The sequence below is a fragment of the Arthrobacter sp. QXT-31 genome (assembly GCF_001969265.1).
In the GTDB taxonomy this organism is placed as follows: Bacteria; Actinomycetota; Actinomycetes; order Actinomycetales; family Micrococcaceae; genus Arthrobacter.
The window spans coordinates 3007580-3031196 of record NZ_CP019304.1; the positions used below are offsets into that span (position 1 = coordinate 3007580).

26 protein-coding genes are annotated in these 23617 nt (G+C 66.7%); 15 read left to right on the top strand and 11 right to left on the bottom strand.

Translation table 11 applies throughout. The features are described from left to right. Positions 1-13: 13 nt before the first annotated feature. Entirely contained in the window at positions 14-808 is a 795-nt protein-coding gene (locus tag BWQ92_RS13550) for a carbon-nitrogen hydrolase family protein (protein WP_076800248.1), read from the bottom strand. Positions 809-857: 49 nt separating this feature from the next. Here BWQ92_RS13550 and BWQ92_RS13555 point away from each other — a divergent pair, with 49 nt between their 5' ends. Continuing rightward, positions 858-1514, top strand: a complete 657-nt coding sequence (locus tag BWQ92_RS13555; protein WP_076800250.1) for a GntR family transcriptional regulator — start codon at positions 858-860, stop codon at positions 1512-1514. Positions 1515-1586: 72 nt separating this feature from the next. Here BWQ92_RS13555 and BWQ92_RS13560 read toward each other — a convergent pair whose 3' ends face one another. Then, positions 1587-2987 carry an MFS transporter gene (locus tag BWQ92_RS13560; RefSeq protein ID WP_076800252.1) on the bottom strand — a complete coding sequence of 467 codons (1401 nt, stop codon included), beginning with the start codon at positions 2985-2987 and terminating at the stop codon, positions 1587-1589. A 149-nt stretch (positions 2988-3136) separates the two neighbouring features. On the opposite strand from BWQ92_RS13560, the gene BWQ92_RS13565 reads away from it, so the two are divergent. Beyond that, positions 3137-3823: a DUF2848 domain-containing protein gene (locus tag BWQ92_RS13565; protein ID WP_076800255.1), complete on the top strand. Its 687-nt coding sequence runs from the start codon at positions 3137-3139 to the stop codon at positions 3821-3823. Positions 3824-3920: 97 nt separating this feature from the next. Here BWQ92_RS13565 and BWQ92_RS13570 read toward each other — a convergent pair whose 3' ends face one another. Then, positions 3921-5201 (bottom strand): pyridoxal phosphate-dependent aminotransferase, encoded by a 1281-nt coding sequence (locus tag BWQ92_RS13570; RefSeq protein ID WP_076800257.1) that lies wholly within the window; start codon positions 5199-5201, stop codon positions 3921-3923. A gap of 165 nt (positions 5202-5366) precedes the next feature. On the opposite strand from BWQ92_RS13570, the gene BWQ92_RS13575 reads away from it, so the two are divergent. The 6 genes from BWQ92_RS13575 (at position 5367) to BWQ92_RS13600 (ending at position 9923) form a co-directional block, all read left to right on the top strand. After that, positions 5367-5834 carry a hypothetical protein gene (locus tag BWQ92_RS13575; RefSeq protein WP_076800259.1) on the top strand — a complete coding sequence of 156 codons (468 nt, stop codon included), beginning with the start codon at positions 5367-5369 and terminating at the stop codon, positions 5832-5834. Next, positions 5835-6743 (top strand): LssY C-terminal domain-containing protein, encoded by a 909-nt coding sequence (locus BWQ92_RS13580; protein ID WP_076800261.1) that lies wholly within the window; start codon positions 5835-5837, stop codon positions 6741-6743. Positions 6744-6753: 10 nt separating this feature from the next. Beyond that, positions 6754-7179 carry a thioredoxin gene (gene trxA / locus BWQ92_RS13585; RefSeq protein ID WP_076800263.1) on the top strand — a complete coding sequence of 142 codons (426 nt, stop codon included), beginning with the start codon at positions 6754-6756 and terminating at the stop codon, positions 7177-7179. Next, positions 7176-7685 (top strand): ASCH domain-containing protein, encoded by a 510-nt coding sequence (locus BWQ92_RS13590; RefSeq protein WP_076800265.1) that lies wholly within the window; start codon positions 7176-7178, stop codon positions 7683-7685. The genes trxA and BWQ92_RS13590 overlap by 4 nt, the downstream gene beginning before the upstream one ends. Before the next feature lie 730 nt (positions 7686-8415). After that, entirely contained in the window at positions 8416-9012 is a 597-nt protein-coding gene (locus tag BWQ92_RS13595) for a J-domain-containing protein (protein ID WP_076800267.1), read from the top strand. Positions 9013-9038: 26 nt separating this feature from the next. After that, a complete protein-coding gene (locus tag BWQ92_RS13600) occupies positions 9039-9923 on the top strand; it encodes an HNH endonuclease (RefSeq protein WP_076800269.1) in 885 nt (294 codons plus the stop codon). A 22-nt stretch (positions 9924-9945) separates the two neighbouring features. Here BWQ92_RS13600 and BWQ92_RS13605 read toward each other — a convergent pair whose 3' ends face one another. Next, a complete protein-coding gene (locus BWQ92_RS13605; RefSeq protein WP_076800271.1) occupies positions 9946-10269 on the bottom strand; it encodes a DUF6221 family protein in 324 nt (107 codons plus the stop codon). 57 nt (positions 10270-10326) lie between these two features. After that, on the bottom strand, positions 10327-12171 hold the full coding sequence (locus tag BWQ92_RS13610) for an ABC transporter transmembrane domain-containing protein (RefSeq protein ID WP_076800273.1): 1845 nt from the start codon (positions 12169-12171) through the stop codon (positions 10327-10329). 266 nt (positions 12172-12437) lie between these two features. Here BWQ92_RS13610 and BWQ92_RS13615 point away from each other — a divergent pair, with 266 nt between their 5' ends. Then, a complete protein-coding gene (locus tag BWQ92_RS13615; protein WP_076800275.1) occupies positions 12438-12806 on the top strand; it encodes a hypothetical protein in 369 nt (122 codons plus the stop codon). Positions 12807-12823: 17 nt separating this feature from the next. On the opposite strand, the gene BWQ92_RS13620 is transcribed toward BWQ92_RS13615, so the two are convergent. The 3 genes from BWQ92_RS13620 to BWQ92_RS24485 form a co-directional block, all read right to left on the bottom strand. Beyond that, complete coding sequence (locus BWQ92_RS13620; RefSeq protein ID WP_076800276.1) at positions 12824-13123, bottom strand: antibiotic biosynthesis monooxygenase family protein; 300 nt, start codon at positions 13121-13123, stop codon at positions 12824-12826. 70 nt (positions 13124-13193) lie between these two features. Next, positions 13194-13415 carry a hypothetical protein gene (locus tag BWQ92_RS13625; protein ID WP_076800278.1) on the bottom strand — a complete coding sequence of 74 codons (222 nt, stop codon included), beginning with the start codon at positions 13413-13415 and terminating at the stop codon, positions 13194-13196. 204 nt (positions 13416-13619) lie between these two features. Next, positions 13620-13751 carry a hypothetical protein gene (locus tag BWQ92_RS24485; RefSeq protein WP_257787650.1) on the bottom strand — a complete coding sequence of 44 codons (132 nt, stop codon included), beginning with the start codon at positions 13749-13751 and terminating at the stop codon, positions 13620-13622. Positions 13752-13973: 222 nt separating this feature from the next. On the opposite strand from BWQ92_RS24485, the gene BWQ92_RS13630 reads away from it, so the two are divergent. After that, the gene (locus BWQ92_RS13630) at positions 13974-14585 is read left to right on the top strand and encodes an NADPH-dependent FMN reductase (RefSeq protein WP_076800279.1); all 612 of its coding nucleotides are present in this window, start codon (positions 13974-13976) and stop codon (positions 14583-14585) included. Between the two features lie 7 nt (positions 14586-14592). Here the strand turns inward: BWQ92_RS13630 and BWQ92_RS13635 are convergent, their stop codons facing one another. Genes BWQ92_RS13635 through BWQ92_RS13645 form a run of 3 tightly spaced genes read right to left on the bottom strand, consistent with a single transcriptional unit; the run spans position 14593 to position 18843 of the window. Beyond that, positions 14593-16116: a carboxyl transferase domain-containing protein gene (locus tag BWQ92_RS13635; protein WP_076800281.1), complete on the bottom strand. Its 1524-nt coding sequence runs from the start codon at positions 16114-16116 to the stop codon at positions 14593-14595. A 2-nt stretch (positions 16117-16118) separates the two neighbouring features. Further along, complete coding sequence (locus BWQ92_RS13640) at positions 16119-17390, bottom strand: CaiB/BaiF CoA transferase family protein (RefSeq protein ID WP_076800283.1); 1272 nt, start codon at positions 17388-17390, stop codon at positions 16119-16121. A gap of 52 nt (positions 17391-17442) precedes the next feature. After that, on the bottom strand, positions 17443-18843 hold the full coding sequence (locus BWQ92_RS13645) for an SLC13 family permease (RefSeq protein ID WP_076800285.1): 1401 nt from the start codon (positions 18841-18843) through the stop codon (positions 17443-17445). 128 nt (positions 18844-18971) lie between these two features. On the opposite strand from BWQ92_RS13645, the gene BWQ92_RS13650 reads away from it, so the two are divergent. The 5 genes from BWQ92_RS13650 to BWQ92_RS13670 all read left to right on the top strand — a co-directional run bounded on the left by BWQ92_RS13650 (position 18972) and on the right by BWQ92_RS13670 (position 23420). Further along, a complete protein-coding gene (locus BWQ92_RS13650) occupies positions 18972-19673 on the top strand; it encodes a FadR/GntR family transcriptional regulator (RefSeq protein ID WP_076800287.1) in 702 nt (233 codons plus the stop codon). A 4-nt stretch (positions 19674-19677) separates the two neighbouring features. Further along, positions 19678-20409, top strand: coding sequence for a glutamine amidotransferase (locus BWQ92_RS13655; RefSeq protein WP_076800288.1), 732 nt, complete (start codon positions 19678-19680; stop codon positions 20407-20409). Between the two features lie 110 nt (positions 20410-20519). Continuing rightward, positions 20520-21746, top strand: coding sequence for a globin domain-containing protein (locus BWQ92_RS13660; RefSeq protein ID WP_076800290.1), 1227 nt, complete (start codon positions 20520-20522; stop codon positions 21744-21746). Positions 21747-21956: 210 nt separating this feature from the next. Continuing rightward, the gene (locus BWQ92_RS13665) at positions 21957-22355 is read left to right on the top strand and encodes a cupin domain-containing protein (protein WP_076800292.1); all 399 of its coding nucleotides are present in this window, start codon (positions 21957-21959) and stop codon (positions 22353-22355) included. A gap of 48 nt (positions 22356-22403) precedes the next feature. Beyond that, complete coding sequence (locus BWQ92_RS13670; protein ID WP_076800294.1) at positions 22404-23420, top strand: magnesium and cobalt transport protein CorA; 1017 nt, start codon at positions 22404-22406, stop codon at positions 23418-23420. Positions 23421-23617 lie beyond the last annotated feature (197 nt).

Here is a 23617-nt window from a genome sequence, read left to right on the forward strand (position 1 = left end):
AGTTGTGGCCGGCCTAGAAGCTCCTGGCGTTCGCCAGCACGGGCAGCTTCCCGCGGACGTCCGGAATGATGGACGGGTCGATGTCGATGACGGCCAGTTCGGGTTTGCCGCCCAGCGCCACCAGCGGGGAACCAAGCGGCGAAATCACCGCGCTGTGGCCGATCCCGGTGGGGGCGGTGCCGGCGGACGGCAGCCCCAGGGTGGCCGGGTCGGCCTGGCCGCAGGCCACCACAAAGGTGGTGCTGTCCACGGCCCGTGCACGGACCAGCAGGTCCCACTGCTCCGCCTTGCCTTCGCCGGCGCCCCACGATGCGCAGACGATGTTGATGGCGGCTCCGGCCCGGGCATTGGCCGTGAACAGTGCCGGGAAGCGGACGTCGTAGCAGGTGGCCAGGCCGATGACGGTGCCGTTCAGCTCGAAGGTCACCGGCGAGGTTCCGGCATCCACCGAATCGGACTCGGCAAATCCGAACGCGTCGAAGAGGTGGATCTTGTCGTAGGACGTGTCGATCCCGGGTCCGGTCACCAGGAGCGTGTTCCGCACCCGTCCGCCGTCGCCGGGGGTAAACATCCCTGCCACGACGGCGATGTCGAGGTCCCTGGCGATCGACCGCACCGTCGTGGCCCACGGTCCGTCCAGCGGCTCGGCGATATCCGCCAGCGGGTTGCCGAAGGCACGCATGGCCGCCTCCGGGAAGACCACCAGCTCGGCCGCGGCCTGTTTTGCCTGCGTGGCGTAGTCTCGGATGAGCTCCAGGTTGGCTTCGGGACTGGCGCCCGTGACGATCTGGGCGACTGCTAAACGCATGTATCTGCTTCTCTCTGTCGTATACACGATCCTGTTGTATACCTGATGTATGCGAAAAAGTTCGGGGACGGCGGCGTCCGGCCGGGAGAAGGCGTACGCCTATCTGCGTGAAAACATCCTGACCAACCCGGAGATGCAGGGCCGCTTCCTCAACGAACAGGAGCTGGCTGCCGAGATCGGGGTTTCCCGCACCCCTGTCCGCGAGGCCCTGCTGCTCCTGGTCTCTGACGGGCTGGTGGAGCTGATCCCGCAGCGCGGCGCCTACGTACCCCCGGTGACCGGCCGGGAAATCTCGGAACTGATGGAACTGCGCGGCGTGCTGGAAAGCCACGCCGCCCGGCTTGTCATTGAGCACCGGAGCGTGCCGGCCGGCAAGATGCAGGAGACCCTGGACCAGCAGTCCAAACTGCCGGAAGACCAGAGTGCCGAAGCCGCCCAGGAGTTCATCCGGCTGGACACCCTCTTCCACCAGCACCTCATCGACGCGGCCGGCAACGAACTCATTTCCCGGACGTACAGCAAGCTGCACGTCCGGCAGATCGTCGTCGGGGTTTCCGCCCTGTTCCGGACGGGAGGCCGGCGGGAGCAGGTGTGCTCCGAACACCAGGACATCCTCGATGCCCTGGTGTTCGGAGACGCGGTGAAGGCGCAGGAGGCCATCGACCATCACCTGGCCGTCACCCGCGACATCCTGCTCCGCACCTGACGGAGTTTTTGTACAGATAATGGGACTTCCGGGGCCCTCGGCGGCCAACATCTGTACAAAAACTCGGAACCGCTAGGCGGATTCGACGCCGGACTGCTGGCGGGCCGATGCGGAACCTTCCAGCAGCAGCCGGTAGTCCAGGTCCTCCACGGCGTCGTTGTCCCGGCCGAGGGCCAGACCCAGGAGGGTCACGGCTGCCGCCACGGCCACGTAGATGGCCACCGGAATCCAGGTTCCGTACTCAGCCAGCAGTACCGTGAACAGCAGCGGCGCGATGGCGCCGCCGATGACGCCGGCGAAGGTGTACGCCAGCGAACTGCCGGTGGAGCGCAGCCGGGGGGAGAACTGCTCCACGATGAAGGCGGCCTGCGGGCCGTACATGAACGAGTGCGCCATCAGACCCAGCACAATGCCGACGATCAGCATCGGCTGGTTGTTCCCGCCGAGGACGCCGAAGAAGATGAACGTCCAGACCGCTCCCACCGTGGCGCCGACGCCGTAGACCAGGCGGCGGTTGAAGCGGTCGGAGACGGCGCCTGCCAGCGGGATCATGAACAGCTGGAAAGCGGAGCCGATCAGGACGGCGGTCAGGACCTGGTTGCGCTCGTAGCCCAGGACCTGGATGCCGTACGTCAGCGTGAAGACGGTGAACAGCGCGTACAGCACGTCAGGTCCAACGCGGCACAGGATCGCGGCGATCAGCGGGCGGAGTTCCTTACGGAAGACCTCGTGGATCGGGGCGTGCGGCTGCTCGCCGTGGGCCTGGATGGCCTTGAACACCGGAGTGTCCTCCAGCTTCAGCCGGATCCAGAGGCCGAAGCCGACCAGCACGGCAGATACCAGGAACGCGATGCGCCAGCCGAAGCTCAGGAATTGCTCCTCGGTGAGTGCGACGGTCAGCACGGCCAGCGCGCCGTTGGCCAGGAGGTTGCCGGCGGGCGGGCCCACCTGCGCGGCGGAGGCCCAGAAGCCGCGGCGGTGCGGATCACCGTATTCGCTGGAGAGCAGCACGGCGCCGCCCCACTCGCCGCCGACGCCCACGCCCTGCGCGAACCGCAGCAGGACCAGGATGATCGGGGCGGTGACTCCGATGCTGTCGTACCCGGGAAGCACGCCGATCAGCACCGTAGCTACACCGATGATCATCAGCGTGGTGACGAGGATTTTCTTACGGCCAATGCGGTCCCCGAGCCGGCCGAAGATGATGCCGCCCACCGGGCGGGACACGTAGCCCACCGCGTAGGTGGAAAACGCGAGGATGGTGCCGGTCAGGGGATCGGACGCCGGAAAGAAGACGATGGGAAATACGACGGCGGCCGCCGCCGAGTAGACGGCGAAGTCGTACCACTCAAGAGCCGTGCCGGTAAGGCTGGCGGCGAAGGCCTTGTACAGGCCCTTGGGGTGAACCGTCGGATGCGGCTGCGGGTGCGGGTGCGGCGCTCCACCGGAAGCCGGAACTGGGACGTTAGCCATTTGTGTAGTCCTCCACGAGGTTTTTTATAGTGACGCCTGTCACGCTGGCGTTAAATGTATACATTACGCATACTGGATGTACATTGGCGACCGTTTCCGGTTTCCGATCTGTAAATTTCTTCAGCAGCACTGCAAAGGATGGATCCACGATGACGACTCTGAGCTTCGAACTACCTGGCGGCCGCACCCAGGACGTGGAGGTCAGGCACCTCCTGAATGCCGGCTACGCCGGGCGTGAGCAGGATGAGGTCCAGGCCCATATTGCCGAGCTCGCTGAACTTGGCGTTCCGGGACCCACCACTACTCCCGCCTTGTATCCAGTGTCCCCCTATCTGGCGCAACAGGTATCGGAAGTTCAGGTGCAGCATGGACGGACTTCCGGGGAAGCGGAATGGGCCATGGTCATCACCGGGGACGGGGTGCTGCTCACCGTCGCCTGCGATCACACCGACCGCGCCCTCGAAGTGCATGGGGTGGCCTGGAGCAAGAACGCCAGCCCTGATGTGCTGGGGCGCAAGGCCTGGCGCCTCGATGACGTGCGGGACCACCTGGACCAGATCACCCTGAAGGCATGGGTGGGGGAAGGGGACACCCCGGACACCCTCATCCAGGACAGCTCTCTGGAGGCCCTGCTGACGCCTGACTACTGGCTGGACGTCCTCACCGAGCGCGGCTTGAACGCCCCCGGAACGGTACTCATTTCCGGAACGGTGGCCATGACCCACGGCGTCAACCAGTTCGCCCGCAGCTGGAAGGTGGAAATGACCGATCCGGTGACGGGCGACTCCGTGGACGTCCAGTACGTCGTGGAGCAGATGGCGGAGCCGATCGGCTGACGGTCGTCCTACCCGGGCAGAAGAACAGTGCCGGGTACAGCAACAGAAAAGCGGACGACGGCGGGAGCCTCCCGCCGTCGTCCGCTTGCGCCAGTGCCTAGGCGGTCAGTTCGTCCTGGCCGTGGTGGGCCGCGTTGCCGGACATGGCGCGGGCGCGCCCGGCTTTGGCCCGATACGAGGACAGGAAGGTGGAGATGCGGCGCACGGCCTCGCGGATGTCGTCCACCGCGGGCAGGATGACGAACCTGAAATGGTCAGTGGCGTGCCAGTGGAACGCCGTCCCGTGCGAGACCAGGATTTTCTGGTCCTGCAGCAGGTCAAGGACGAACTGCTCGTCGTCCACGAACGGGTACATCTCAGGATCCAGCTTCGGGAACAGATACATCGCGCCGGCCGCCGGCACGCAGCTCACACCGGGAATCTCGTTAAGCAGCCGGCAGGCAAGATCGCGCTGCTCCCGCAGCCGGCCGCCGGGCCGGATCAGGTCCGTGATGCTCTGGTAACCGCCCAGCGAGGTCTGGATCGCGTGCTGCGCAGGAACATTGGGGCAGAGCCGGAGCGAGGCCAGCAGCTCCAGGGACTCCCGGTAGGCGGCGGTGGCCCAGCGGGGACCGCTCACGGCCACCCATCCGGCCCGGTAGCCGGGCATCCGGTAGGCCTTGGACAGGCCGGAGAAGGTCAGCACCGGGATGTCCCGGGCCACCGAAGCCATGTGAATGTGGACGTTGTCCTCGAACAGGATCTTCTCGTAGATCTCGTCGGAGAACAGCACCAGGTCATGGCGCCGGGCCAGATCGGCGAACCCCTCCAGGATGTGCCGGGGATACACAGCCCCGGTGGGGTTGTTGGGGTTGATCAGCACGATGGCCCGCGTGCGCTCGGTGATCTTGGCCTCGACGTCCGCCATGTCCGGCCACCAGTTGTTCTCCTCATCGCACACGTAGTGCACGGCGGTGCCGCCGCAAAGCACCGTGGCAGCGGTCCACAGCGGATAGTCCGGCGAGGGGATCAGGACCTCGTCGCCATCCTCCAGGAAGGCCTGGAGCGTCATGGAAATGAGCTCGCTGACCCCGTTGCCGATGAAGATGTCCTCCACACCGATCTCCATCAGGCCCTTGGTCTGGTAGTACTGGGAGATGGCGGTCCGGGCCGAAAAGATGCCCTTCGAGTCGCTGTAGCCCTGCGCCTCGCGGAGGTGGTGGATCATGTCCACCACGATGGACTCCGGCGCGTGCAGGCCGAACGGCGCCGGATCCCCCAGGTTCATGCGCAGGATGCTGTGGCCTTCCGACTCCATTTTCTTCGCCGCATGCTGCACCGGACCCCTGAGGTCGTAACGGACTTCTTGCAATCGGCTGGAATTCTGCATGGCACGCATGAGGCATGTTTTCACAGCTCTACGGGTCCGGACAATGTGAAGACGTCCGGGTCAAACGGCGGCGGGACGTCCCGCCGTTGGCGGCCGCCGGCGTTGCCGCGATTTGTGGCAACACGTAAGTTTCAGGATAGAAATGCCCAGCACACAGCCTGAAGGAGAGCCGGGATGTCCCTGGTCAAAGGACTAGTCAACGGAGCGCTCGCCGGCGCCGCGGGAACCACCGCGCTGAATGCCGCCAGCTACCTGGATATGGTGTGGCGGGGCCGCGCCGCGAGCACGACCCCCACCGACTCGGTGGAGCGGCTGGCCGAACGGACGGGGGTCACCATCCCGGGAACCGAGGCCCAGCGCGGGAACCGGGTGGAGGCCCTTGGACCGCTGCTCGGGATCGCCACCGGCATGGGCCTGGGTGCCGTGCTGGGAGCTGCAGGGTCGCTGGGCTTGCGCACCGGACCCGTCGCATCGGTGGGCGTGGCGTCCCTTGCAGCCCTTCTCGTCTCCAACGTTCCCATGACCGCGCTGGGCATCACCGATCCGCGGACCTGGAGCGCCGCGGACTGGGTCAGCGACATCGTGCCGCACCTCGCGTACGGTGCGGTGACGGGGCACCTGCTCGAGCACCTGCCCAGGTAAGTGGCTATCCCCAAAGATACCCAGGCGCCCCAGGAGCCCAAGCATGCCCGGCCCGTCAGCCGGAAGGCACGCTGGGGCAGCCGCTGGGCCACCGTCGTCGCCGTGCTCCAGCGGCTGCTCTACGTGGCCACCACCGCCGCCGTGGGCTGGGCCGTCTATTTCTTTTTGCTCGCCCGGCTGGCAAAGGGGCCGGAACAGGTATGGGTGTTCCTTCCCGTATGGCTGATTGCGGCCTACGCCTTCCTGCCCCGCGTCCACAAGATCCTCAGCAGCCTCTACCTGCCGAACTACTTCATCGGGCGAGCCCGCACCGGCGACGGCGTGCTGGGTGATCCGGTCAATCTCGCGGTCATTGGCCCGGCGGAGGAGCTGCGCACCGCGATGCTCACGGCAGGATGGACCGAGGCCGACCCCGTGACCCCGGCCACCGCTTGGCGCACCCTGACCTCGACGCTCCTGGGCCGGAGCTATCCGCAGTCGCCGGTCAGTAACCTGTACGTCTTCGGCAACAAGCACGACATGGCGTTCCAGCGCGAAATCGACGGCAACCCGCGGAAGCGGCACCACGTGCGGTTCTGGAAATGCCCGGACGGGTGGATGCTCCCCGGCGGTTTCGCCGTCGACTGGGTGGGCGCCGGAACGTACGACAAGAGCGTGGGCCTCTCGCTCTTCACCTTCCAGATCACGCACAAGATCGCCGACGGCACCGACGAGGAGCGTGACTTCATCATCGGCACGCTGCAAACGGCTCACGCCGTGGAATCCGTGCACGTGATCCGCCACTTCTCCTCCGGCTACCACCACCGCAACGGCGGCGGAGACAGCATCCGCACCGACGGGCACCTTCCCATCATCGACCTCCGCCCGCGCGGCCAGCACGATCCGGCACTGCCGCCGGAAACAGGATAGGAAGGACAACATGGACAAGGCGATCATCAAATGCCCGCACTGCGGCCAGGCCAACCGTGTGCCGGCTGCGGCTGAGGGCCGGCCGCGGTGCGGAAAATGCCGCCGCGACCTGCCTTGGGTGGTGGAGGCGGGCGACGACGACTTCGCAGTCATTGCCGAACAGTCCCGCGTCCCGGTGCTGGTGGACTTCTGGGCGGTCTGGTGCGGGCCCTGCCGCATGGTGAGCCCGGTGTTGGACCAGCTGGCCCACGAGCGGGCAGGCGAGGTCAAGCTCGTGAAGGTGGATGTGGACAAGGCTCCCCGGCTTTCCGCCCGCTTCGCCATCCAGGCCGTCCCGACGCTGCTGGTGATCGTGGATGGAAAGGTCGTGGCCCGCCAGGCAGGCGCGGCGCCGGCCCCCGTTCTGGACCGCTGGCTGAAGGAGGCGCTCACGTGAGTGAGGACATTCTTCCAGCCGTGGATACTGCCGCAGCCGGGCTCTTCTGGTCTGACTATGCGGCAGCCTGCCCCGAAGCTGTCCGCATCTGTCCGGACTACACGGTCGAACGCTTTGGGGATTCCGCGGACCTGGCCGATGAGCTGCTTCGGGCAGTGACGGAAGGAACCAAACGGGCCACTTCCGAGCTTGCCGACGAGTTTCTTGCGGCCGGGGCCGGCCTGCCCCGCATCGGGTCGCACTGGATAGCCTGCGATGGGGCCGGTATCCCGCACGTCATCCTGCGCACCGTCGAGCTGCGTCTCGGCCCGTTCGCCAGCGCAGACGAGGCGTTCGCCCGGGACGAGGGCGAGGACGACCGCTCGCTCGCAAGCTGGCAGGCCGGGCACCGGAAGTACTGGACCCGGATCCGGGCCCGCCGCGGGATGGAATGGACCGAAGCCGACGAGATTGTTTTTGAGCGGTTCCGGGTGGTGTGGCCGCCCGCACTGGCGGACCCGGCCTAGGGTCTGCCAGCCGGGACAGCCGGCCCGCGGCGAGTGCCCAAGTAGCGGGCGGCGTCCAAATTCGAGTACCTGATACGGGTGCCACTGCCCGCGGCAGCCCATAGGGTGGAAGTATCGGGTGGTGGAAAGTGTGCCGGCACCGTCAGATGCAGGCACACACGGGGCTGGGGACGGCCGCCACGGTTGTTGCCGGACCGGCCGGTCCTCCCCGGCTGATTCGGCACGTCATTGGTTGAGTATCCGCTCCGGCCTTAAGTTGCCGCCTCACCTGCGAGGGCCCCCATGAAGATTCCGAGGTCTGAACTACCCGTCGTCACGGCGGCTGTGAATACGGCACCAGTGAAGGCGGTACCCGACCCCCCTTCCGGTCGGGCCACGGCGGCCGGCGCATCCGGAATGCGGCAGGACAAGGGCATCCGGCAGGACAACGCCACTCGGCAAGACAACGCCACTCGGCAAGACAGGGGCACCCGGCAGGACAAAGACGCCGCCCCTGCGCCGGCCCGCGCGGATATCGGCAACTGGCCCGACCCCATGTAGGCACAGTTCAGCATATAGGCACCGTTCAGCAGCCCTGATGCAGCGGACGACGGCGGGAGGTCCCGCCGTCGTCGTTGTCCGTTTTTGCCCTGCCTCCCATCCGTTGGGAGCGGACTTTCGTTGAAGAGTCCGGCACGTGCCGGGAATACTGGAAACGGGACAAACTCCGGCGGCAGGGCGGTGAAAAGCGATGGGTTCAGCAGGCGGCGACTTCAGGCGGAAGGTGGAGCGCGCGGCCGAACTCCGCGCCCTCCGCTCCTCAGGCGGGACAGCGGAGGAGGATGCGGAGCTCTCTGCCGCCGAGGCCGAACTGCGGGAGAAACGCCGGAAGGTCAGTGACGCGGCCCGGGCCGATTACCTGGTTCGGGACGCGATGGCGCAGGGAAAGTTCGACAACTTGAAGTACTCCGGCAAACCGATTCCTGGCCTGGGGGAAGCCTACGACCCGGACTGGTGGGTCAAGGGCCTTATCCAGCGCGAACACCTCAGCGGCTTGGGGCCAAAGGCGATCCTGCTGCGCGCCGAGGATGCGGAACTGGATGCCAGGCTGGACGCCCAGTTCACGGAAAAGCAGGTGCGCGACATTGTCGAGGACTTCAATGCCCGCATCATCGACGCCCGCCGCCAACTGCAGGGCGGACCGCCGGTGGTCACGAAAACGCGTGACGCCGACATCGAGGTGCAGCGCTGGCGCGAGCGGTGGGCAGCGGCGGCCGCGGCCGCACCGGATCCGCTTCCGGAAGCCAAGGCGCCGTGGTGGCGGCGCCGGCGCAAGCGCTCCTCCTGAAGCCTTGCAGGTGGCACGATAAAGGAATGGTGGCTGTTCTGCTGGGCTGGAACCCGGGCGTAGGCGATACCTGGCCGGGCTATTCGCGCGTGGTGGATGAACTGGCCACCGCCGGCGTGCACCGGCGCGCGTGGCCTGTCGGGACCGGGGCCCGGCCCACGCCGGGAACGGACGCCTGGCTCGTGCTGCACGGAAAGACAGGCAGCGGGCTGATTGGCCATGGCGTGGTTGTTTCCGCTCCGTATCTGGCCGCCGGGCCGGATCTGCCGTATCCGCCGTTGTCTCAGCTGCCGGGCGAAGCCTGCGTTGACGTTGACTTTGACATGCTGTTGCCGCTCGGAGACCAGATCCCGGTGGACATTCTGGCAGCGCGCGCGCCGCTGACCGACTGGGCGGCCGCACCTGTAGCGGGCGGATGCCAGCCGGTTCCCGAGGAGCAGTCACGCGCCATCCGGGAGCTCTGGGCCGAGTGCCTGCCTGCCGACGAGATCGATCCCGTCCTTCCGGTGCCCGGCACACTGCCCCAGGACGCCATGATCCGGGTGGGCGTGAACCGGTACGAGCGGAACCCGTACGCCCGCCGCGTTTGCCTGGCGCACCATGGCACCTCCTGCGCCGCCTGCGGGTTTTCCTTCGAGGCCGCGTACGGCCCGGAAGGCGAAGGGTTCATCCAGGTCCATCACCTGGTGCCGGCAGCCCAGCTGGGCCCCGGCTACGAACTGGACCCTGTGGGGGACCTTGTGCCGTTGTGCTCCAACTGCCATGCCATGGCGCACAGACGCCGGATCCCGTACACGGTGGCTGAACTCCGGGCCATGAGGTCCCGTGCGGGGTACATCAGCGGATCCGTGGTGACCCAGCAGGAGCTGGACGCCCAGGCCGACGCCCGCCGCATCCTGGGCAGCACCTAGAACAACGGCTGGTCCCCTACCGTCAGGGGGACCAGAGCCAGTCCCGGTTGAAGTCCGGATGGTCACTGTAGGGGACCGCCAGCGCGTTGAGGGACAGTGTGGTCCATTCCAGCGCCTGCGGAATCCACTCGGTCCCGTCCCCGAAGGGATCACGCACGAGCGTGGCAAGGGCGGTCTGCCTGGCAGACTCCACGATGCCGATCAGCCGCCGTTTGGCTTCGCATTCCAGCAGCAGGCGCCGTTCGTACCACTTGCCTGATTCCGACGTCGTGCGGTCCTCGAGCAGCTTGCGCGCCACGGCCTCGTCCTCGGCGATGCGCGCGGACAGGAACTCCACAATGTCCACTGTCTGAGCGTACGCCCGCCGCAACGCCTGCACATGGGCTACACTCCGGGACGCCGGCTACACGGCAGCGGGGAGGTCCAGCGCGCCGCGGAGCTCCGCTGCCCGGCTCAGCTCTACGGCGGTGCTGAGGTCCGCCGGGGACAGCGGCAGGTAGTAGGCGGAGCGGTAGCGGGTCCGGTCGCCGGTCACCACCCAGGCAGACCCCTTTCGCACGCGGAACCGCTTGGTCAGGACCGTCCGGTCGCGGTGTACGAGGTGGGCCAGGACATCTGCCATGACGTCCTCGTGGGTGCACAGGACAGTCCCCGTTCCGCGGGCCTTGGCCACAAGGTTCAGAGTGCCCGCCAGGCTGCCGCCCGCCAGGTGCTCTGAACGCTCCACTTCGAGGGATTCCCGCCGCGCGAGTTCGGCGACGGTTTCGATGCAGCGGGGTGAGGGTGCGGCGAGGATGCGTTCGATGTCGAACATGGCTCCCAGTGAGGCGAGTGACCTGGCGGCCTGCTCACCGGCCGGTGCCAGCGGCCGGGCGCCCGCCTCCGGGTCCCAGGCGTCCCGTTTCGTCATTTCGGCCCCGCGCACCAGCAGCAGCATTTTTTCCCGCCGCGGGGCAGGCCGGACGCCCAGTTCAAGCTGGAGCCTGGCGCCCAGGGCAAGAATCGCGGGCCTGTCCCGCGGTTCTGTCACCGTGCGCAAGGCTGCCGGCAGCGAAAGCCACCTGATCAGGCTGACGACGGACGACTTGCCGGCACCCGTCGGGCCGGTGATCGCCACGACGCTGCCCGGCTCCGCCTTCAGGTCAATCCCGTGCAGCACATGCCGGTCGCCCTGGTAGCCGAAGCTCACCCGCCGCAGTTCCACCGCACCGGCCAGCCGCGGCGCCGGCCTCGCGCCGGGCCGGTCCGAGATGGCCGGCGCGGTGTCCAGGATCTCCTGGATGCGTTCTGCGCTGGCCTGGCCGCGGCTGATGACGGTGGTGAGCTTGGCCAGGGACTTCATGGGGGAGTACAGGGCCTTGAGGTAGGCGAGGAAGACCAGCAGCAGGCCCAGCGTCAGGGTTCCGTCCAGCACGCGCTGCGCGCCGATCCAGATGACCAGCACCGTGCCCAGGGTTGCGATGATGTCCACCAGCGGCGAGAACATGGACTGCAGCCGGATGACCCTCAGGCCGGCGTCGCGGCGTCCGTCATTCCGGGTGCGGAAGTCCTCCTCGTGGTGCGCCTCGCTCGTGTACGTCTGCATCACGCGCACCGAGGCGAACGTCTCCGACATCGCCGCCGCGATGTCGCTGTCCCTGCTGCGGGCCTCCTTCGACGCGCCCTTGATGCGCCGCCGGTAAAACAGCACCGTCATGAACAGCAGCGGAGACACCGCAAAGGTGGGGTCGATCAGCATGCAGATGGTGATGACGAATCCCAGGATGAAGATGTTGGGCAGCAGCACCGACAGGATCGACACCATGAGGGCTCGCACGTAATCGACGTCGGTGGTGGTCCGGGTGACCAGGTCGCCCAGCCGCTGCTTGTCGTGGAAGGCCAGTGACAGCCGCTGGAGATGGGTGAAGACTTCGGCCCGGATCGTGGCCATGGCCCGCTCACCCACGCCGTTGAGGAGCCGGGTGCCGAGGTAATCCGCTCCGGCGTTAAGTACTGTCATGGCGAGCAGCGCGGACGCGGCGAGCAGAAGCAGCTGGAGCTGGCTCAGGCCGGCCAGGCCGAGGAAGGCGGGCATCTCGTGGAGCTGGGAGCTGCCCGAGGGCTGCAGCACGTCGTCGACTATGACCTTCATGGGCCACGGCACCGCCACCTCCATGGCGGCGACGAACACCACCAGCAGCGCGCCGATCCCCAGCGCCCAGGCATGCGGGACTATCGCCCCGCGGAACCGCCAAAAGGTTTGAAACATTTCTCCCCCTAGAATCCGGCGGTCGCGAGCATCGTCCGAACACTGGATGCCGGGCGATGCTCTGAGACCGTCCAGGGATATCCCTGGTCCGGTCCACTCTTCCCTGAAGAGCTTTGGGAAAACCCTGCCGGAGCTTGGGGAAAACCTGCTGGCGGGCTAGGGCCGACGGCGGTCAAAACCGTTTGGGGGGCTTACAACCGGGCTGTCACGGACTACCGTTTGCAAGTAGAGGCATATTTCCCGCCCGCAGCAGCAAAGGAGTCGCAATGGGTGACGTGTGGATCCGCACGATCAGCCACAGCCTGGTGCGGGCCGACAGGGTCACGGAGATCGCCTCATCCCGCGGATCGGTCCATGAGGAGCGCGGGTACTCGATCAAAGCGGTGGCCGAAGGCAAGGCGTACATCCTCATTGACAACAGCGACCTTGAAGGGACCACGAAGGCACGGTTCGCGCATGCCGGCCGGATGCAGGCGGGACTGCTGCTGGCCGTGGACGAGGCAAGTACTGCCGCCGAGCCCACGGTTATCAGCTATGAACAGGACGGGGAACGCTGGGTCATAACCCCGGCGTCCGATATTGCGGGGGTGTCCCTGCCAATTGCACCTGCCGTAGGTGCCGCCTATACGGAATGACCCTGGACGGAAGCCAGTTAGATTTTGGCCGCCAGGTCATAGTCGGCGCCGCGCATGTTCTCACACAGGGCCACGCACGCACCGATGCGGGTCTTGAAATCGGGTGACTGCTTCCACGCGTCACGGGACGCCTCGTCGGTCCATTCCGAGAAGGAAACGTAGTGCCCGGCCGTGCCCCGGTCCCGCAGCAGGTTCGCCTCGACCATGGCCGGGAAGTTTTCCCGGGACCATTGGAGGAACTCCTTCCAGCGCTCCACGAATTCCTCGTCCTTGCCCTCCTTGACCTGCCAGACCCCGGAGGCGTAATGCTCTGCCATCGGTCTCACACCCTTTCCCAGATGCCGGATAGTCATCATTTTAGGACTGGGCACCATTTATGGGAGGTGCCTAGCGTGCCACCCCGTTGGCGTCCTCCGGGCCCACAAAATCGCATGAGCCCTGATGGCGTTCGGGCAGGATGCAGGTCCGGCCGGTAGCCAGGTGCACATTGCCGCAACGGCCGGCCAGTGCCACATCTTCCCGGACATGAAGGCTTCTAAGATCAGGGCGTTCGCCGCCGCGTACCGGCGAGGTTGCAGGCATTGGTGCGTCGTCGTCGGAATAATTCATGCTGGCGAACTCCTCGTCGAGTGGCTGCCCCTGATGTGCCAGGCCAGTCGTGTGGATCCAATGGTCCCAGTCTCCCGCCCCCGTATTAACGGCGGGTTACGGCGCTGTTAGATCCGATTGGCGAAGTTGTCCGGTCATGCTGCGCATGACCGGACGGCCCCCAGGGCAGGAAGTGCCGGGACGGGTGCGTTGCGGCCGCGGGGGTCAGTCAGGGGTGTCCGCGCCCTCTGCCGGATCCTGCGAGTGCATCCGGATGTCCGTGGGGTCGGCCGTTTCATCCCCTTCGGCGGGGGCTTCGCTGTGGATGCGCTGCAGCGCCTCCGGGGTTTCGCTCATGACTGCCGCTCCTCTGTTGGGCTGTGTGCTGCGCTTAACCTTCATCTAGCTACCGCACCGCTCACGCTGTCAAGAACCGGCTCCCCGCTCTGGCCGGGTGAAAGGTTCTGTGTTGAACTGTTGGGGTTGCACCCGATATGCCTCCGCGGCTGCCAGCCGCAGCACTGCCTCTGCACCGTCGGCCCAGCCGGTTCGCGCCGGCTGCCGGGAAGGAACACAACCATGGCAAAGCACAAGATCGGCTATTTCGTAGGGAGCCTGGCCAGCGGCTCCATCAACCGGACCCTCTCCAAGGCACTCATCAGGCTCGCGCCCGAGGACCTCGAGTTCACCGAGATCCCCATCAAGGACCTTCCCCTGTACAGCTACGACTACGACGCCGACTTCCCGCCGGAAGGCCGTGCACTGAAGGAGGCCATCGAAGCGTCCGACGGCATCCTCTTCATCTCCCCGGAATACAACCGTTCGATTCCCGGCGCCCTCAAGAACGCCATCGACTGGGGCTCCCGTCCATGGGGCACCAACTCGTTCGCCCGCAAGCCCACCGGCATCATCGGCGCCTCGCCGGGAAGCATCGGCACGGCGGTGATGCAGTCCTCCATGCGCGCTGTGCTGAGCTTCCTCGACGCCCCGCAGCTGAATGCGCCCGAGGCCTATGTGAAGTTCAACCCCGACGTGTTCGGCAGCGACGGCGAGGTCAAGAATGAATCAACCGCAGCCTTCCTGCGCCACTACATGGAGGAATACGGCGCCTTCGTCCAGCGGGTCCTGGCCGCCAACGCGCCGGGCCACATCGGCGACCGGGAACCCGACGCCCAGAAGCTCTCCCGGTAGGCACCTCCTAGAGGGGGAGGGGGACGAGGCCGCCGAGGGTGCGGTACTTCTCGAGCCGCAGCGGAAGGAGCTCCGCCACGCCGGCGGCCGAGAGCGCGGCCAGCTCATACTCGATGGCCTGGCCCAGGCGCTGGCAGAACGCCCTGCCCTCGACGGCGGCGTCACCGCGTTCGTCCACGATGTGCTCCACCATGCCGTGGGCGTACAGCGACGCCACGTTGACTCCCTGCGCCTCGGACATGGCCGGGGCGAACTCCGTGCTGCGGTGCACGATGGCGCTCGCGCCTTCGGGCGGCAGCGGGGACAGCCAGGCATGCTGTGCTGCGATGGTGCGGTCGGCCGGGAACAGCGCCAGCGCACCGCCTCCGGTCCCCTGGCCCATGAGCACGGACACCGTGGGGGAGTTCAAACCGATGAGGTCGTGCAGCGACCTCGCGATTTCACCGGCGAGCCCGCCTTCCTCCGCCTCTTTGGAGAGCGCCGCGCCGCCGGTGTCGATCACCGTCACCAGCGGCAGGCCGAGTTCCTCGGCCAGCCGCATGCCACGCCGGGCCTCGCGCAATGACGCCGGGCCCATGGCCGTCTGCTGGGAGGGGCGGGGCCGGGTGTGCCCGATCACCACGCAGGACTTCTGCCCGAACCGGGCAAGTGCCAGCAGCAGCCCCGGGTCCTTTTCACCTTGGCCGGTGCCGTTGAGCGGCAGCACATCCCGGGCCCCGTAGGCCAGCAGCTGCCGCAGGTCCGGACGCCGGGGGTTCCGGGAGATTCCGATCGATTCCCAGGCGCCGGCGTCGGACGGTTTGACGGACAGCGTCCGCGGCGGACGGACACGTGCGTGCGGCCCGGCGACCAGGATGCTCAAGGCGCGGTCGACGACGTCGGACAGCTGCCACGGCGGGACAACCGCGTCCACCAGCCCCTTGTCGAAGAGGTTCTCGGCCACCTGGACGTTCTCAGGGAACGGTGCACCGTACAGCGCCTCGTAGACGCGCGGCCCCAGGAAGCCGAGGAGGGCACCGGGCTCGGCCACGGTGATGTGTCCAAGCGAGCCCCAGGAAGCCATGACACCGCCGGTAGTCGGGTGGCGCAAATACACGAGGTAGGGCAGGCCCGCTTGCCGGTGCGCCCGCACCGCCGCGCTGATTTTCACCATGGAGAGGAAGGCGATGGTGCCTTCCTGCATCCGGGTGCCGCCCGACGCCGGCCCGGCGAGCAGCGGCAGGCCTTCCCGGGTGGCCCGTTCCACGGCGTTCACGATCCGTTCCCCTGCGGCGAGGCCGATGGACCCGGCGAGGAAACGGAATTCGCTGACAATGACGGCCACGCGCCGCCCGCGGATGAGCCCTTCGCCGGTGAGGACGGACTCGTCCACGCCGGTCTTTTCCCGGGCCGCTGCCAGTTCCTGCCGGTATTCCGGGCTGGGGTCGGGGTCCGCCACGGGCGAGTCCCAGCTGCGGTAGGAGCCGGGGTCGAGCACGGCGGCGATGAGTTCGGTGGCGTCCAAGTGCCGGACCTTCTGGGTTTCAGGCATGGTCAGCGGCCTTCCCCTGCAGAGCCGGCGGCGGCATTGGCCGGGACAAGCCCGAGCCACTGCCTGATCTGCTCGCCGTCCTGGTCCAGCAGCGGCGGAGCAGTATGTGCCTTGAGCGTGGTCTCGGCGGTGTCCGCGGCGCTGAAGAAGCGCAGCGGCGGCCCCGGCAGGGTGACGTTCCCGAGGATCTTGTGGTCGACGTCGATCACCAGCCCCTGCGAATGGACCTGTTCCCATGCGTAAACCTCGTCCAGGGTGCGGACCTTGCCCGCCGGGACGCCCGCCTCGTTCAGTTTGGCGAGCAGCGGCTCAGCCTCGTAGTCGGCGAAGACGCGCTCCACCTCCTCGATGACCTTTTCCCGGTTGCGGACGCGCTCAGCGTTGGTGGCGAACTCCGGGCGGTCCGCAGCAATGCCGAACGCGGCAGCAAACGTCCGCCACAGTTTCTCGCTGCCCACGCTGATCTGTACCCGTCCCTGCCGGCAGTGGAACAGCCCGTACGGCGCGATGGACGGGTGGTGGTTGCCCTGGGCTTTCGGCACCTCGCGCGCGACGGTGGCGCGGGTTCCCTGGAAAGCATGCACACCGATCAGCGCTGCGAGCAGCGAGGTCCGCACAATCTGGCCCTGTCCCGTCCGTTCGCGCTGCAGCAGCGCAGCCAGCGTGCCGAACGCCCCGTACATGCCCGAGAGCAGGTCCGCGATGGGCACCCCCACCCGCTGTGGATCGTCGGGGCCGGAACCGGTCAGGGACATCAGCCCGGCCTCGCCCTGCAGGATCTGGTCGTAGCCGCTGCGGCGCGATTCCGGGCCGTCGTGGCCGAAGCCGGTGATGGACAGGACCACCAGCGACGGGTTCAGCGCATGCATCTGCGCGGCCGAGAATCCCAGCCGGGCCAGCACGCCGGGCCGGAAGTTTTCAATCACGACGTCGGCCCGTTCCAGCAGTTCGCGCAGAACCGTCCGCCCGTCGTCGCTCTTCAGGTCCAGGGCGATGGATTCCTTGTTGCGGTTGCAGGAGAGGAAGTATGTCGCCTGGGGATCGTCCTCGGGGCCAACGAAGGGCGGCCCCCAGCCGCGGGTATCGTCGCCGGTGCCGGGGTTCTCAACCTTGATGACCCGTGCGCCGAGGTCCGCGAGCATCATGCCGGCATGCGGTCCGGCCAGGGCGCGGCTCAGGTCCACCACGAGGTAACCGGCGAGGGGGCCTTGGGGCTGGGACGTACCTTGGGGCTGGGGCAGGCTTTCCGACTGGGAGGTGGATTCATGGTTCATGCTGGGTGTTCCTTCTCTTGCTTGCGGGGCTGCTGGTGCTCTTCCGGCCGGCTTACATCCAGCCGGGGAGGACCATGACCAGCCAGGCGATGGCGGGGCCGGCGATGACGACGACGCCGCTGTAGGCCAGGATCTGCTTGTAGAACTTGTCCTTGTCCACGTCCTCCGGAGCGTTGGCGAGGACCAGGGCGCCGTTGGTGGAGAACGGCGAGACGTCCACGATCGTGGCGGCGACGGCCAGGGCGGCGATGACGCCGACGGCACCGATTTCGCCGGTGGACAGGAACGGGACGGCCAGCGGGATGAGGGCGGCCAGGATGGCGGTGGAGGAGGCGAAGGCCGAGACCACGGCGCCGATGTAGCAGATCAGCAAGGCCGCCAGCAGCGGCATCCCGAGCTGGGCGACGCCGTCGGACACGAACTTGATGGTGCCGGCTTCCTCGAGGACGCCCACGAAGGTGAGCATGCCGCAGATGAGCAGGACGGTGGACCAGCTGATCTTGTTGACCGCGCCCTTCTGGGCGGCGGGGGAGACGAGGGCCAGGACCATGGCGATGGTGATGGAGACGAACCCAACGTCCACCTTGAAGCCGAGCGAGATGACGGCGAGGGCGATCAGTCCGGCGATGGTGACCAGCTGCGGAACGGTGGCGCGTGCACCGCCGGCCTCCGCCCCGTCCGTGGTGGCAGGTGAGGCCGGGGAGCAGCCGGACGTTCCCTTGCGGGCGACGCCGGAGGGGGAGATGTCGGAACCGGAGCCCTGCAGGGTGACGCCGGCGGCGCGGGCTCCGACGCTGACGGCCATTCTGGACTCGGCAGCCTGCTCCACGAGCCGGCCGGTCTTGGTGGAGAGCAGTTTGCTGCCGCCCAGCACGATGAAGAGCACCACGGCGATGGCGAGGTTGAAGACAAAACTGGCGAGGAAGATCATCATGGGGCTGGCTTCGAGGTCCGTTTTGCCGATGATGCCGTTGACCGTGACGCCGTAGACGGCAATCGGGGAGAAGCCGCCGGCCTGAGCCCCGTGGATCACCATCATGCCCATCATCAGCGGGTTGATCTTGTGCTTCGCGGCAAAGCTCAGGGCGATCGGCGCGATGATTGCGACGGCGGCCGGAGACAGGGCGCCGACGGCGGTGATGACCGCCGTGATGGCGAACATGACCCAGGGGATGAGCGCTACCTTGCTGCCCACCATCCGGACTGCGCCGCGCACCAGCAGGTCGATGGTTCCGTTGTTCTGGGCAATCGCGAAGAGATACGTGACACCGACGATGGTCAGGAACAGACCGCCGGGAAAGTTGGCGAGGATGTCGCTGGTGGACATCCCCAGGACCACCGAGCCGAGCAGGAAGGCACCCACGAAAGCCAGGGCGCCCATGTTGAGAGGCAGCACCGTGGCCAGCAGGAACATCACCGCCAGGATGATGATGGACAGGACAGGAGCGGACATCGTTGTTCCTCCGGGATGAGAGTTGATGTGATGTGGCTTACAGGCTCACTGGCCTAGCCTCCTAGACACTAGGTGACTTTGTCAATACTCCTCCGCTAAGCTGGACCCAGAACGCCGGAAGGATGCGCATGCCAAGGAAGACTGCAGCCCAACAGATTTCCCGAGTCGCCCGCCCGCGCCTCTACGAGCAGCTCGTGGAGCAGCTGATGGACTTCATCGAGTCCGCGCAGCTGGGCCCCGGCGACACCCTCCCCGCCGAGCGGGACCTGGCCGAACGGCTGGGCGTCTCGCGGGCAACGCTTGCCCAGGCGCTGGTGGCACTCGAGGTCCTCGGCGTCATCGACGTGCAGCACGGGACCGGCGCGGTCCTCGTCTACCGCCCCAACGTTCCCTCCGTACTCAAGGGACTGCGGGAGCACCGGAGCCGCCTCCCCGAGATTGCGGAGGCCCGCAGCACCCTCGAAGTGAAGCTGGCCGAGCTTGCCGCCGAGCGGCGCACCGACGAGGACATGCAGGCGATTGACAAGGCGCTGGACGCCATGGCGGAAGAGGTGGCCTCGGGCGCAAAGGGGGCGCACGGCGATGAGCTGTTCCACCAGGCCATCACTGCCGCGGCGCACTCCGGCGTATTGGCCCAGCTTATGACCTTCATTGCGGAGATGATCCTGGAAACGCGGCTGGAGTCGCTGGGGCAGCCCGGCCGGCCTGAACAGTCCCTGGCATCCCACCGCAAGATCGCCGATGCCATCCGGGCCCAGGATTCGGAGGCAGCCGCGGCAGCGATGCTGGACCACATCACCCTCGTGTCCGACGTCGCCCTGCTGAAGTAAGCCCGTGAAGCCGTTTCTGCTGCTCGCCTCACGGGCCGAGGACGTCGCCGCGGAGGACGAATACGAGGCGTACCTGCGCTTTGGCGGGCTGGAGCCGCACCAGCTGAAGCGGATCCGGATGGAGCGCGAACCACTGCCGGAGCTGGACTTGGACGACTACTCCGGCGTCATCGTGGGCGGCAGCCCGTTCACCTCAAGCGACCCGCCCGAAAAGAAGAGCGAAGCCCAGCACCGCGTGGAGCGTGAACTGTCCGGGCTGCTGGACCGGATCGTGGCGGAGGACTTCCCCTTCCTGGGCGCCTGCTACGGCGTCGGCACCCTTGGCCTGCACCAGGGCGCGGTGATCGACCGGACGTACGGCGAGCAGTTGGGCGGCGTGACCATCAGCCTCAGCCCCGAGGGCCTGCGGGATCCCCTGCTGGCCGGCCTTCCCGCACAGTTCACGGCATTCACGGGCCACAAGGAAGGGTGCACGGTGCTGCCCCCGCACGCCGTGCTGCTGGCGAGCTCCGCCGCCTGCCCGGTCCACATGTTCCGGATCAAGCAGAACCTGTATGCCACCCAGTTTCATCCGGAACTCGACGCCGAGGGCCTGGTGACCAGGATCGACATCTACCGCCACGCCGGGTACTTCCCGCCGGAATCCGCTGAAGAACTGATGGCGCAGGCCCGGACCTTCACCGCCACCGAACCGATGAAGATCCTGCGGAATTTCGTGAAGCTCTACGGACGGTAACTCCGGCGTCCGTCCGGGCTGTCCCGGGAAGGGGTATGTCCTTACAGGCGGGCCGGTGCTAGCGTCGGGGAATCCACAATCCGGCTTGGGCTTTCAAGGGAGAAATAGCCATGCTGTCAGATTCTTCATTCCCGGTGGTTAAGGCAACGCTGCCCGTCGTGGGCGAGCACATCCACGAGATTGCAACCCGTTTCTATCAGCACATGTTCCAGGAGCACCCCGAATTGCTCGACGGGCTGTTCAACCGCGGCAACCAGGCCGACGGGAAGCAGCAGCAGGCGCTCGCCGGATCAGTCGCGGCTTTCGCAGGCTTCCTCGTCAACGATCCCACCCACCTTCCCGACCATCTGCTGTCCCGCATCGCCCACAAGCATGTGTCGCTGGGGCTGAGCCCCGACCAGTACGACATAGTCCACGACAACCTGATGTGGGCGATCGTGGACGTCCTGGGTGATGCCGTCACGCCGGAAGTGGCCGCGGCCTGGGATGAGGTGTACTGGCTCATGGCCAACATGCTCATCAACAAAGAGCGCGGGCTTTACAACGCGGTGCGGCTCACTCCCGATACGGTCTGGCGCACATGGCGGGTGGCCGAAAAGATCCGGGAGACCGACGACGTCATCACCTTCGTCGTGGAGCGCACCGATGAGCGCGAGGTCAAGCCGTCCCTTCCGGGCCAGTACGTGACGGTCAAGATGAAGATGCCCGACGGCGTACACCAGCCCCGCCAGTACAGCCTGACCCGGGCAGACGACGGGCAGCACAGGCACTTCGCGGTCAAGCGGGTGAGGGCGGAAGGCGCGCCGGATGGCGAAGTGTCCAACTTCCTGCACGACAACGTGCACGTAGGGGACGACATTACGCTGTCCGCCCCCTTCGGCGACGTTGTCCTGGAGTACACGGACCGGCCTCTCGTCCTGGCCAGCGCGGGAATCGGCGTTACGCCCATGGCCGGAATGCTGTCCCACCTGGCCAAGTCGGGATCGCAGCGGAAGGTACTGTTCCTCCACGCGGGCGAGTCGCTGGCGTCATTCGCGCTCCGGGACCAGGTGACAGCGGACCTCGCGAAGCTGCCCGATGCATCCATGGCCACGTGGTTCCTGAACCAGGAAGACGCCGGTACCCAGGGGCAATTGCACGGTGCCTTGGGGCCGGTGCACAAGGGGTTCATGGATGTCCGGGCAGTGGACCTGCCGGACGACGCCGAGTACTACCTGTGCGGTCCCATGGCCTTCATGCAGGCTGTCCGGACTGCGCTCGTTGCCTCCGGCGTGCCGGCGAAGGACATTCAGTACGAGGTGTTCGGTCCAGACCTGTGGCTGGCCGACTACCAGTAGGCCGGCCACCCCGGTCCATTGCGTTCCGGTCCATTGACTTCGGCCTGCAGAGGTCTAACGTTGAACTACGTCAACATTGGATCTGTTGCGTGCGCGTGCGGCGAGGGGGTATGCCGCACCAGTTCATGCGGCTGTTGCCCGGTCACGCCTCCGGTGGCAGTCCGCACGCCTTCAATTTTTAGGTCTCAACCAAATCTGCAGGTGCCGTCCATGACCGCCAATTTCATCACCGCCCTCGCCGTCAAATCCTTCGATGAACCGGACAAGAAGAGGTGCCCGGACAAAGCCGAGGTGGACCTGGTCAGCGTCAACGACTTCTCCGTTGCCCGGCTCATCCTCGCTCCCGGCTGGCGCTGGTCCGAGTGCACCAAGCCCACGGAACAAACACCCTTCTGCCAGCACAGCCACCTCGGCTTCTGCGTGTCCGGGGTCATGGAGGTGGAGACGCCTGAGGGTGGCCGCTCCTCCATCCGGGCCAACGACACCTACGCGATTCCGCCGGGGCACGATGAATGGGTGGTGGGGTCCGAACCGTTTGTGGCTGTGGAATTCCTCGGCGCGGCGTCGTTCGGGCGTCCCGTCAGCAGGGGGCTGCACGCCCGCATCTGAAAGCCCCCGGACCAGAGCGTCTGCCGGTCCACCTGAGGAGTCGCTGCCATGGCCATCATCGACAATGCCGTGTACGTGGCAGGACGCCGGACTGCGGATCCGGAAGGCCTGGAGGAGACATACTTCCTGCTGCGGCAGCGCGAGGGAATGGCCTGGATCGGCCTCTACCGTCCCGATCCCCACGAGTTGCGGTCAGTGGCGGACGAGTTCCAGCTCAGCTCCCTGGCGGTCGAGGACGCACTCACCGGGCACCAGCGCGCCAAGCTTGAGCATTACGGTGAAACGCTCTTCCTGGTCCTGCGCCCGGCACGGTACCTTGACGACGTCGAAAAGGTGGAGTTCGGCGAGATCCACGTCTTTGCCGGACCGGATTTCGTGGTCACCGTCCGCCGCGCGGAGTCGCCGGACCTGGCCCGGGTCCGCCGCCGCATGGAATCCCGGCCGGAGTTCCTGGCCCTGGGCCCGGACGCCGTGCTGTACGCGATCCTGGACCAGGTGGTGGACGAGTATGAGCCTGTGGCGGCCGGACTCGAGAATGACATCGACGAGATCGAGGATGAGCTGTTCGGCGCGGACCCGGAGGTGTCCCGGCGCATCTACGAACTGTCCCGCCAGGTCATCACCGTGCAGCGTGCCACCGGGCCGCTGGCGGGAATCCTGCAGGCCCTGATCAGCGGGACGCCGGAGCACCATCCCGGACCCGAGCTCCAGGACCACCTCCGCGATGTGCTGGACCACGTCCTGCGGCTCAATGACCGGATCGCGTCCTTCCGGGCGCTGCTGCAGAACGCGCTCGCGGTCAATGCAGCCCTCGTTGCCCAGCGCCAGAACGACGAGATGCGCCGCCTCACCGAGTCCAGCTTCGCTCAGAGTGAGCAGGTCAAGAGGATCTCCGCCTGGGCGGCGATCCTCTTCGCCCCCACGCTCATCGGCACCATCTATGGGATGAATTTCCGCACTATGCCCGAACTCGACTGGATCTTCGGCTATCCCATGGCGATCGGCCTGATGATTGGCATGGCGCTGATCCTGTACGCCACCTTCAAGCGCAACAACTGGATCTAGGGCGGCGCCGGCCGCTTCAGCCGGCGTTTCAGTCCAAAGGCGCAGGATTAAGCCGGTTTTACCGCAGCAGGCGAAGCTTCATCCAAGCTTCCGTGCAGTTCGGGCCGGGCGCAGGGCCGCGGAAAATACACTGGAATCAGCCTTCCAGTGGATTCACCCGCCGCCCTCAGCTCTCCGAAGGAACCCCAAAATTCGCG

Bases quoted from the DNA above. Each gene is read 5' to 3' on its own strand.
- BWQ92_RS13550 (WP_076800248.1), bottom strand. From the start codon at position 808: ATGCGTTTAGCAGTCGCCCAGATCGTCACGGGCGCCAGTCCCGAAGCC.
- BWQ92_RS13555 (WP_076800250.1), top strand. From the start codon at position 858: ATGCGAAAAAGTTCGGGGACGGCGGCGTCCGGCCGGGAGAAGGCGTAC.
- BWQ92_RS13560 (WP_076800252.1), bottom strand. From the start codon at position 2,987: ATGGCTAACGTCCCAGTTCCGGCTTCCGGTGGAGCGCCGCACCCGCAC.
- BWQ92_RS13565 (WP_076800255.1), top strand. From the start codon at position 3,137: ATGACGACTCTGAGCTTCGAACTACCTGGCGGCCGCACCCAGGACGTG.
- BWQ92_RS13570 (WP_076800257.1), bottom strand. From the start codon at position 5,201: ATGCGTGCCATGCAGAATTCCAGCCGATTGCAAGAAGTCCGTTACGAC.
- BWQ92_RS13575 (WP_076800259.1), top strand. From the start codon at position 5,367: ATGTCCCTGGTCAAAGGACTAGTCAACGGAGCGCTCGCCGGCGCCGCG.
- trxA (WP_076800263.1), top strand. From the start codon at position 6,754: ATGGACAAGGCGATCATCAAATGCCCGCACTGCGGCCAGGCCAACCGT.
- BWQ92_RS13595 (WP_076800267.1), top strand. From the start codon at position 8,416: ATGGGTTCAGCAGGCGGCGACTTCAGGCGGAAGGTGGAGCGCGCGGCC.
- BWQ92_RS13600 (WP_076800269.1), top strand. From the start codon at position 9,039: ATGGTGGCTGTTCTGCTGGGCTGGAACCCGGGCGTAGGCGATACCTGG.
- BWQ92_RS13610 (WP_076800273.1), bottom strand. From the start codon at position 12,171: ATGTTTCAAACCTTTTGGCGGTTCCGCGGGGCGATAGTCCCGCATGCC.
- BWQ92_RS13615 (WP_076800275.1), top strand. From the start codon at position 12,438: ATGGGTGACGTGTGGATCCGCACGATCAGCCACAGCCTGGTGCGGGCC.
- BWQ92_RS13620 (WP_076800276.1), bottom strand. From the start codon at position 13,123: ATGGCAGAGCATTACGCCTCCGGGGTCTGGCAGGTCAAGGAGGGCAAG.
- BWQ92_RS13625 (WP_076800278.1), bottom strand. From the start codon at position 13,415: ATGAATTATTCCGACGACGACGCACCAATGCCTGCAACCTCGCCGGTA.
- BWQ92_RS24485 (WP_257787650.1), bottom strand. From the start codon at position 13,751: ATGAGCGAAACCCCGGAGGCGCTGCAGCGCATCCACAGCGAAGCCCCC.
- BWQ92_RS13630 (WP_076800279.1), top strand. From the start codon at position 13,974: ATGGCAAAGCACAAGATCGGCTATTTCGTAGGGAGCCTGGCCAGCGGC.
- BWQ92_RS13635 (WP_076800281.1), bottom strand. From the start codon at position 16,116: ATGCCTGAAACCCAGAAGGTCCGGCACTTGGACGCCACCGAACTCATC.
- BWQ92_RS13640 (WP_076800283.1), bottom strand. From the start codon at position 17,390: ATGAACCATGAATCCACCTCCCAGTCGGAAAGCCTGCCCCAGCCCCAA.
- BWQ92_RS13645 (WP_076800285.1), bottom strand. From the start codon at position 18,843: ATGTCCGCTCCTGTCCTGTCCATCATCATCCTGGCGGTGATGTTCCTG.
- BWQ92_RS13650 (WP_076800287.1), top strand. From the start codon at position 18,972: ATGCCAAGGAAGACTGCAGCCCAACAGATTTCCCGAGTCGCCCGCCCG.
- BWQ92_RS13660 (WP_076800290.1), top strand. From the start codon at position 20,520: ATGCTGTCAGATTCTTCATTCCCGGTGGTTAAGGCAACGCTGCCCGTC.
- BWQ92_RS13665 (WP_076800292.1), top strand. From the start codon at position 21,957: ATGACCGCCAATTTCATCACCGCCCTCGCCGTCAAATCCTTCGATGAA.
- BWQ92_RS13670 (WP_076800294.1), top strand. From the start codon at position 22,404: ATGGCCATCATCGACAATGCCGTGTACGTGGCAGGACGCCGGACTGCG.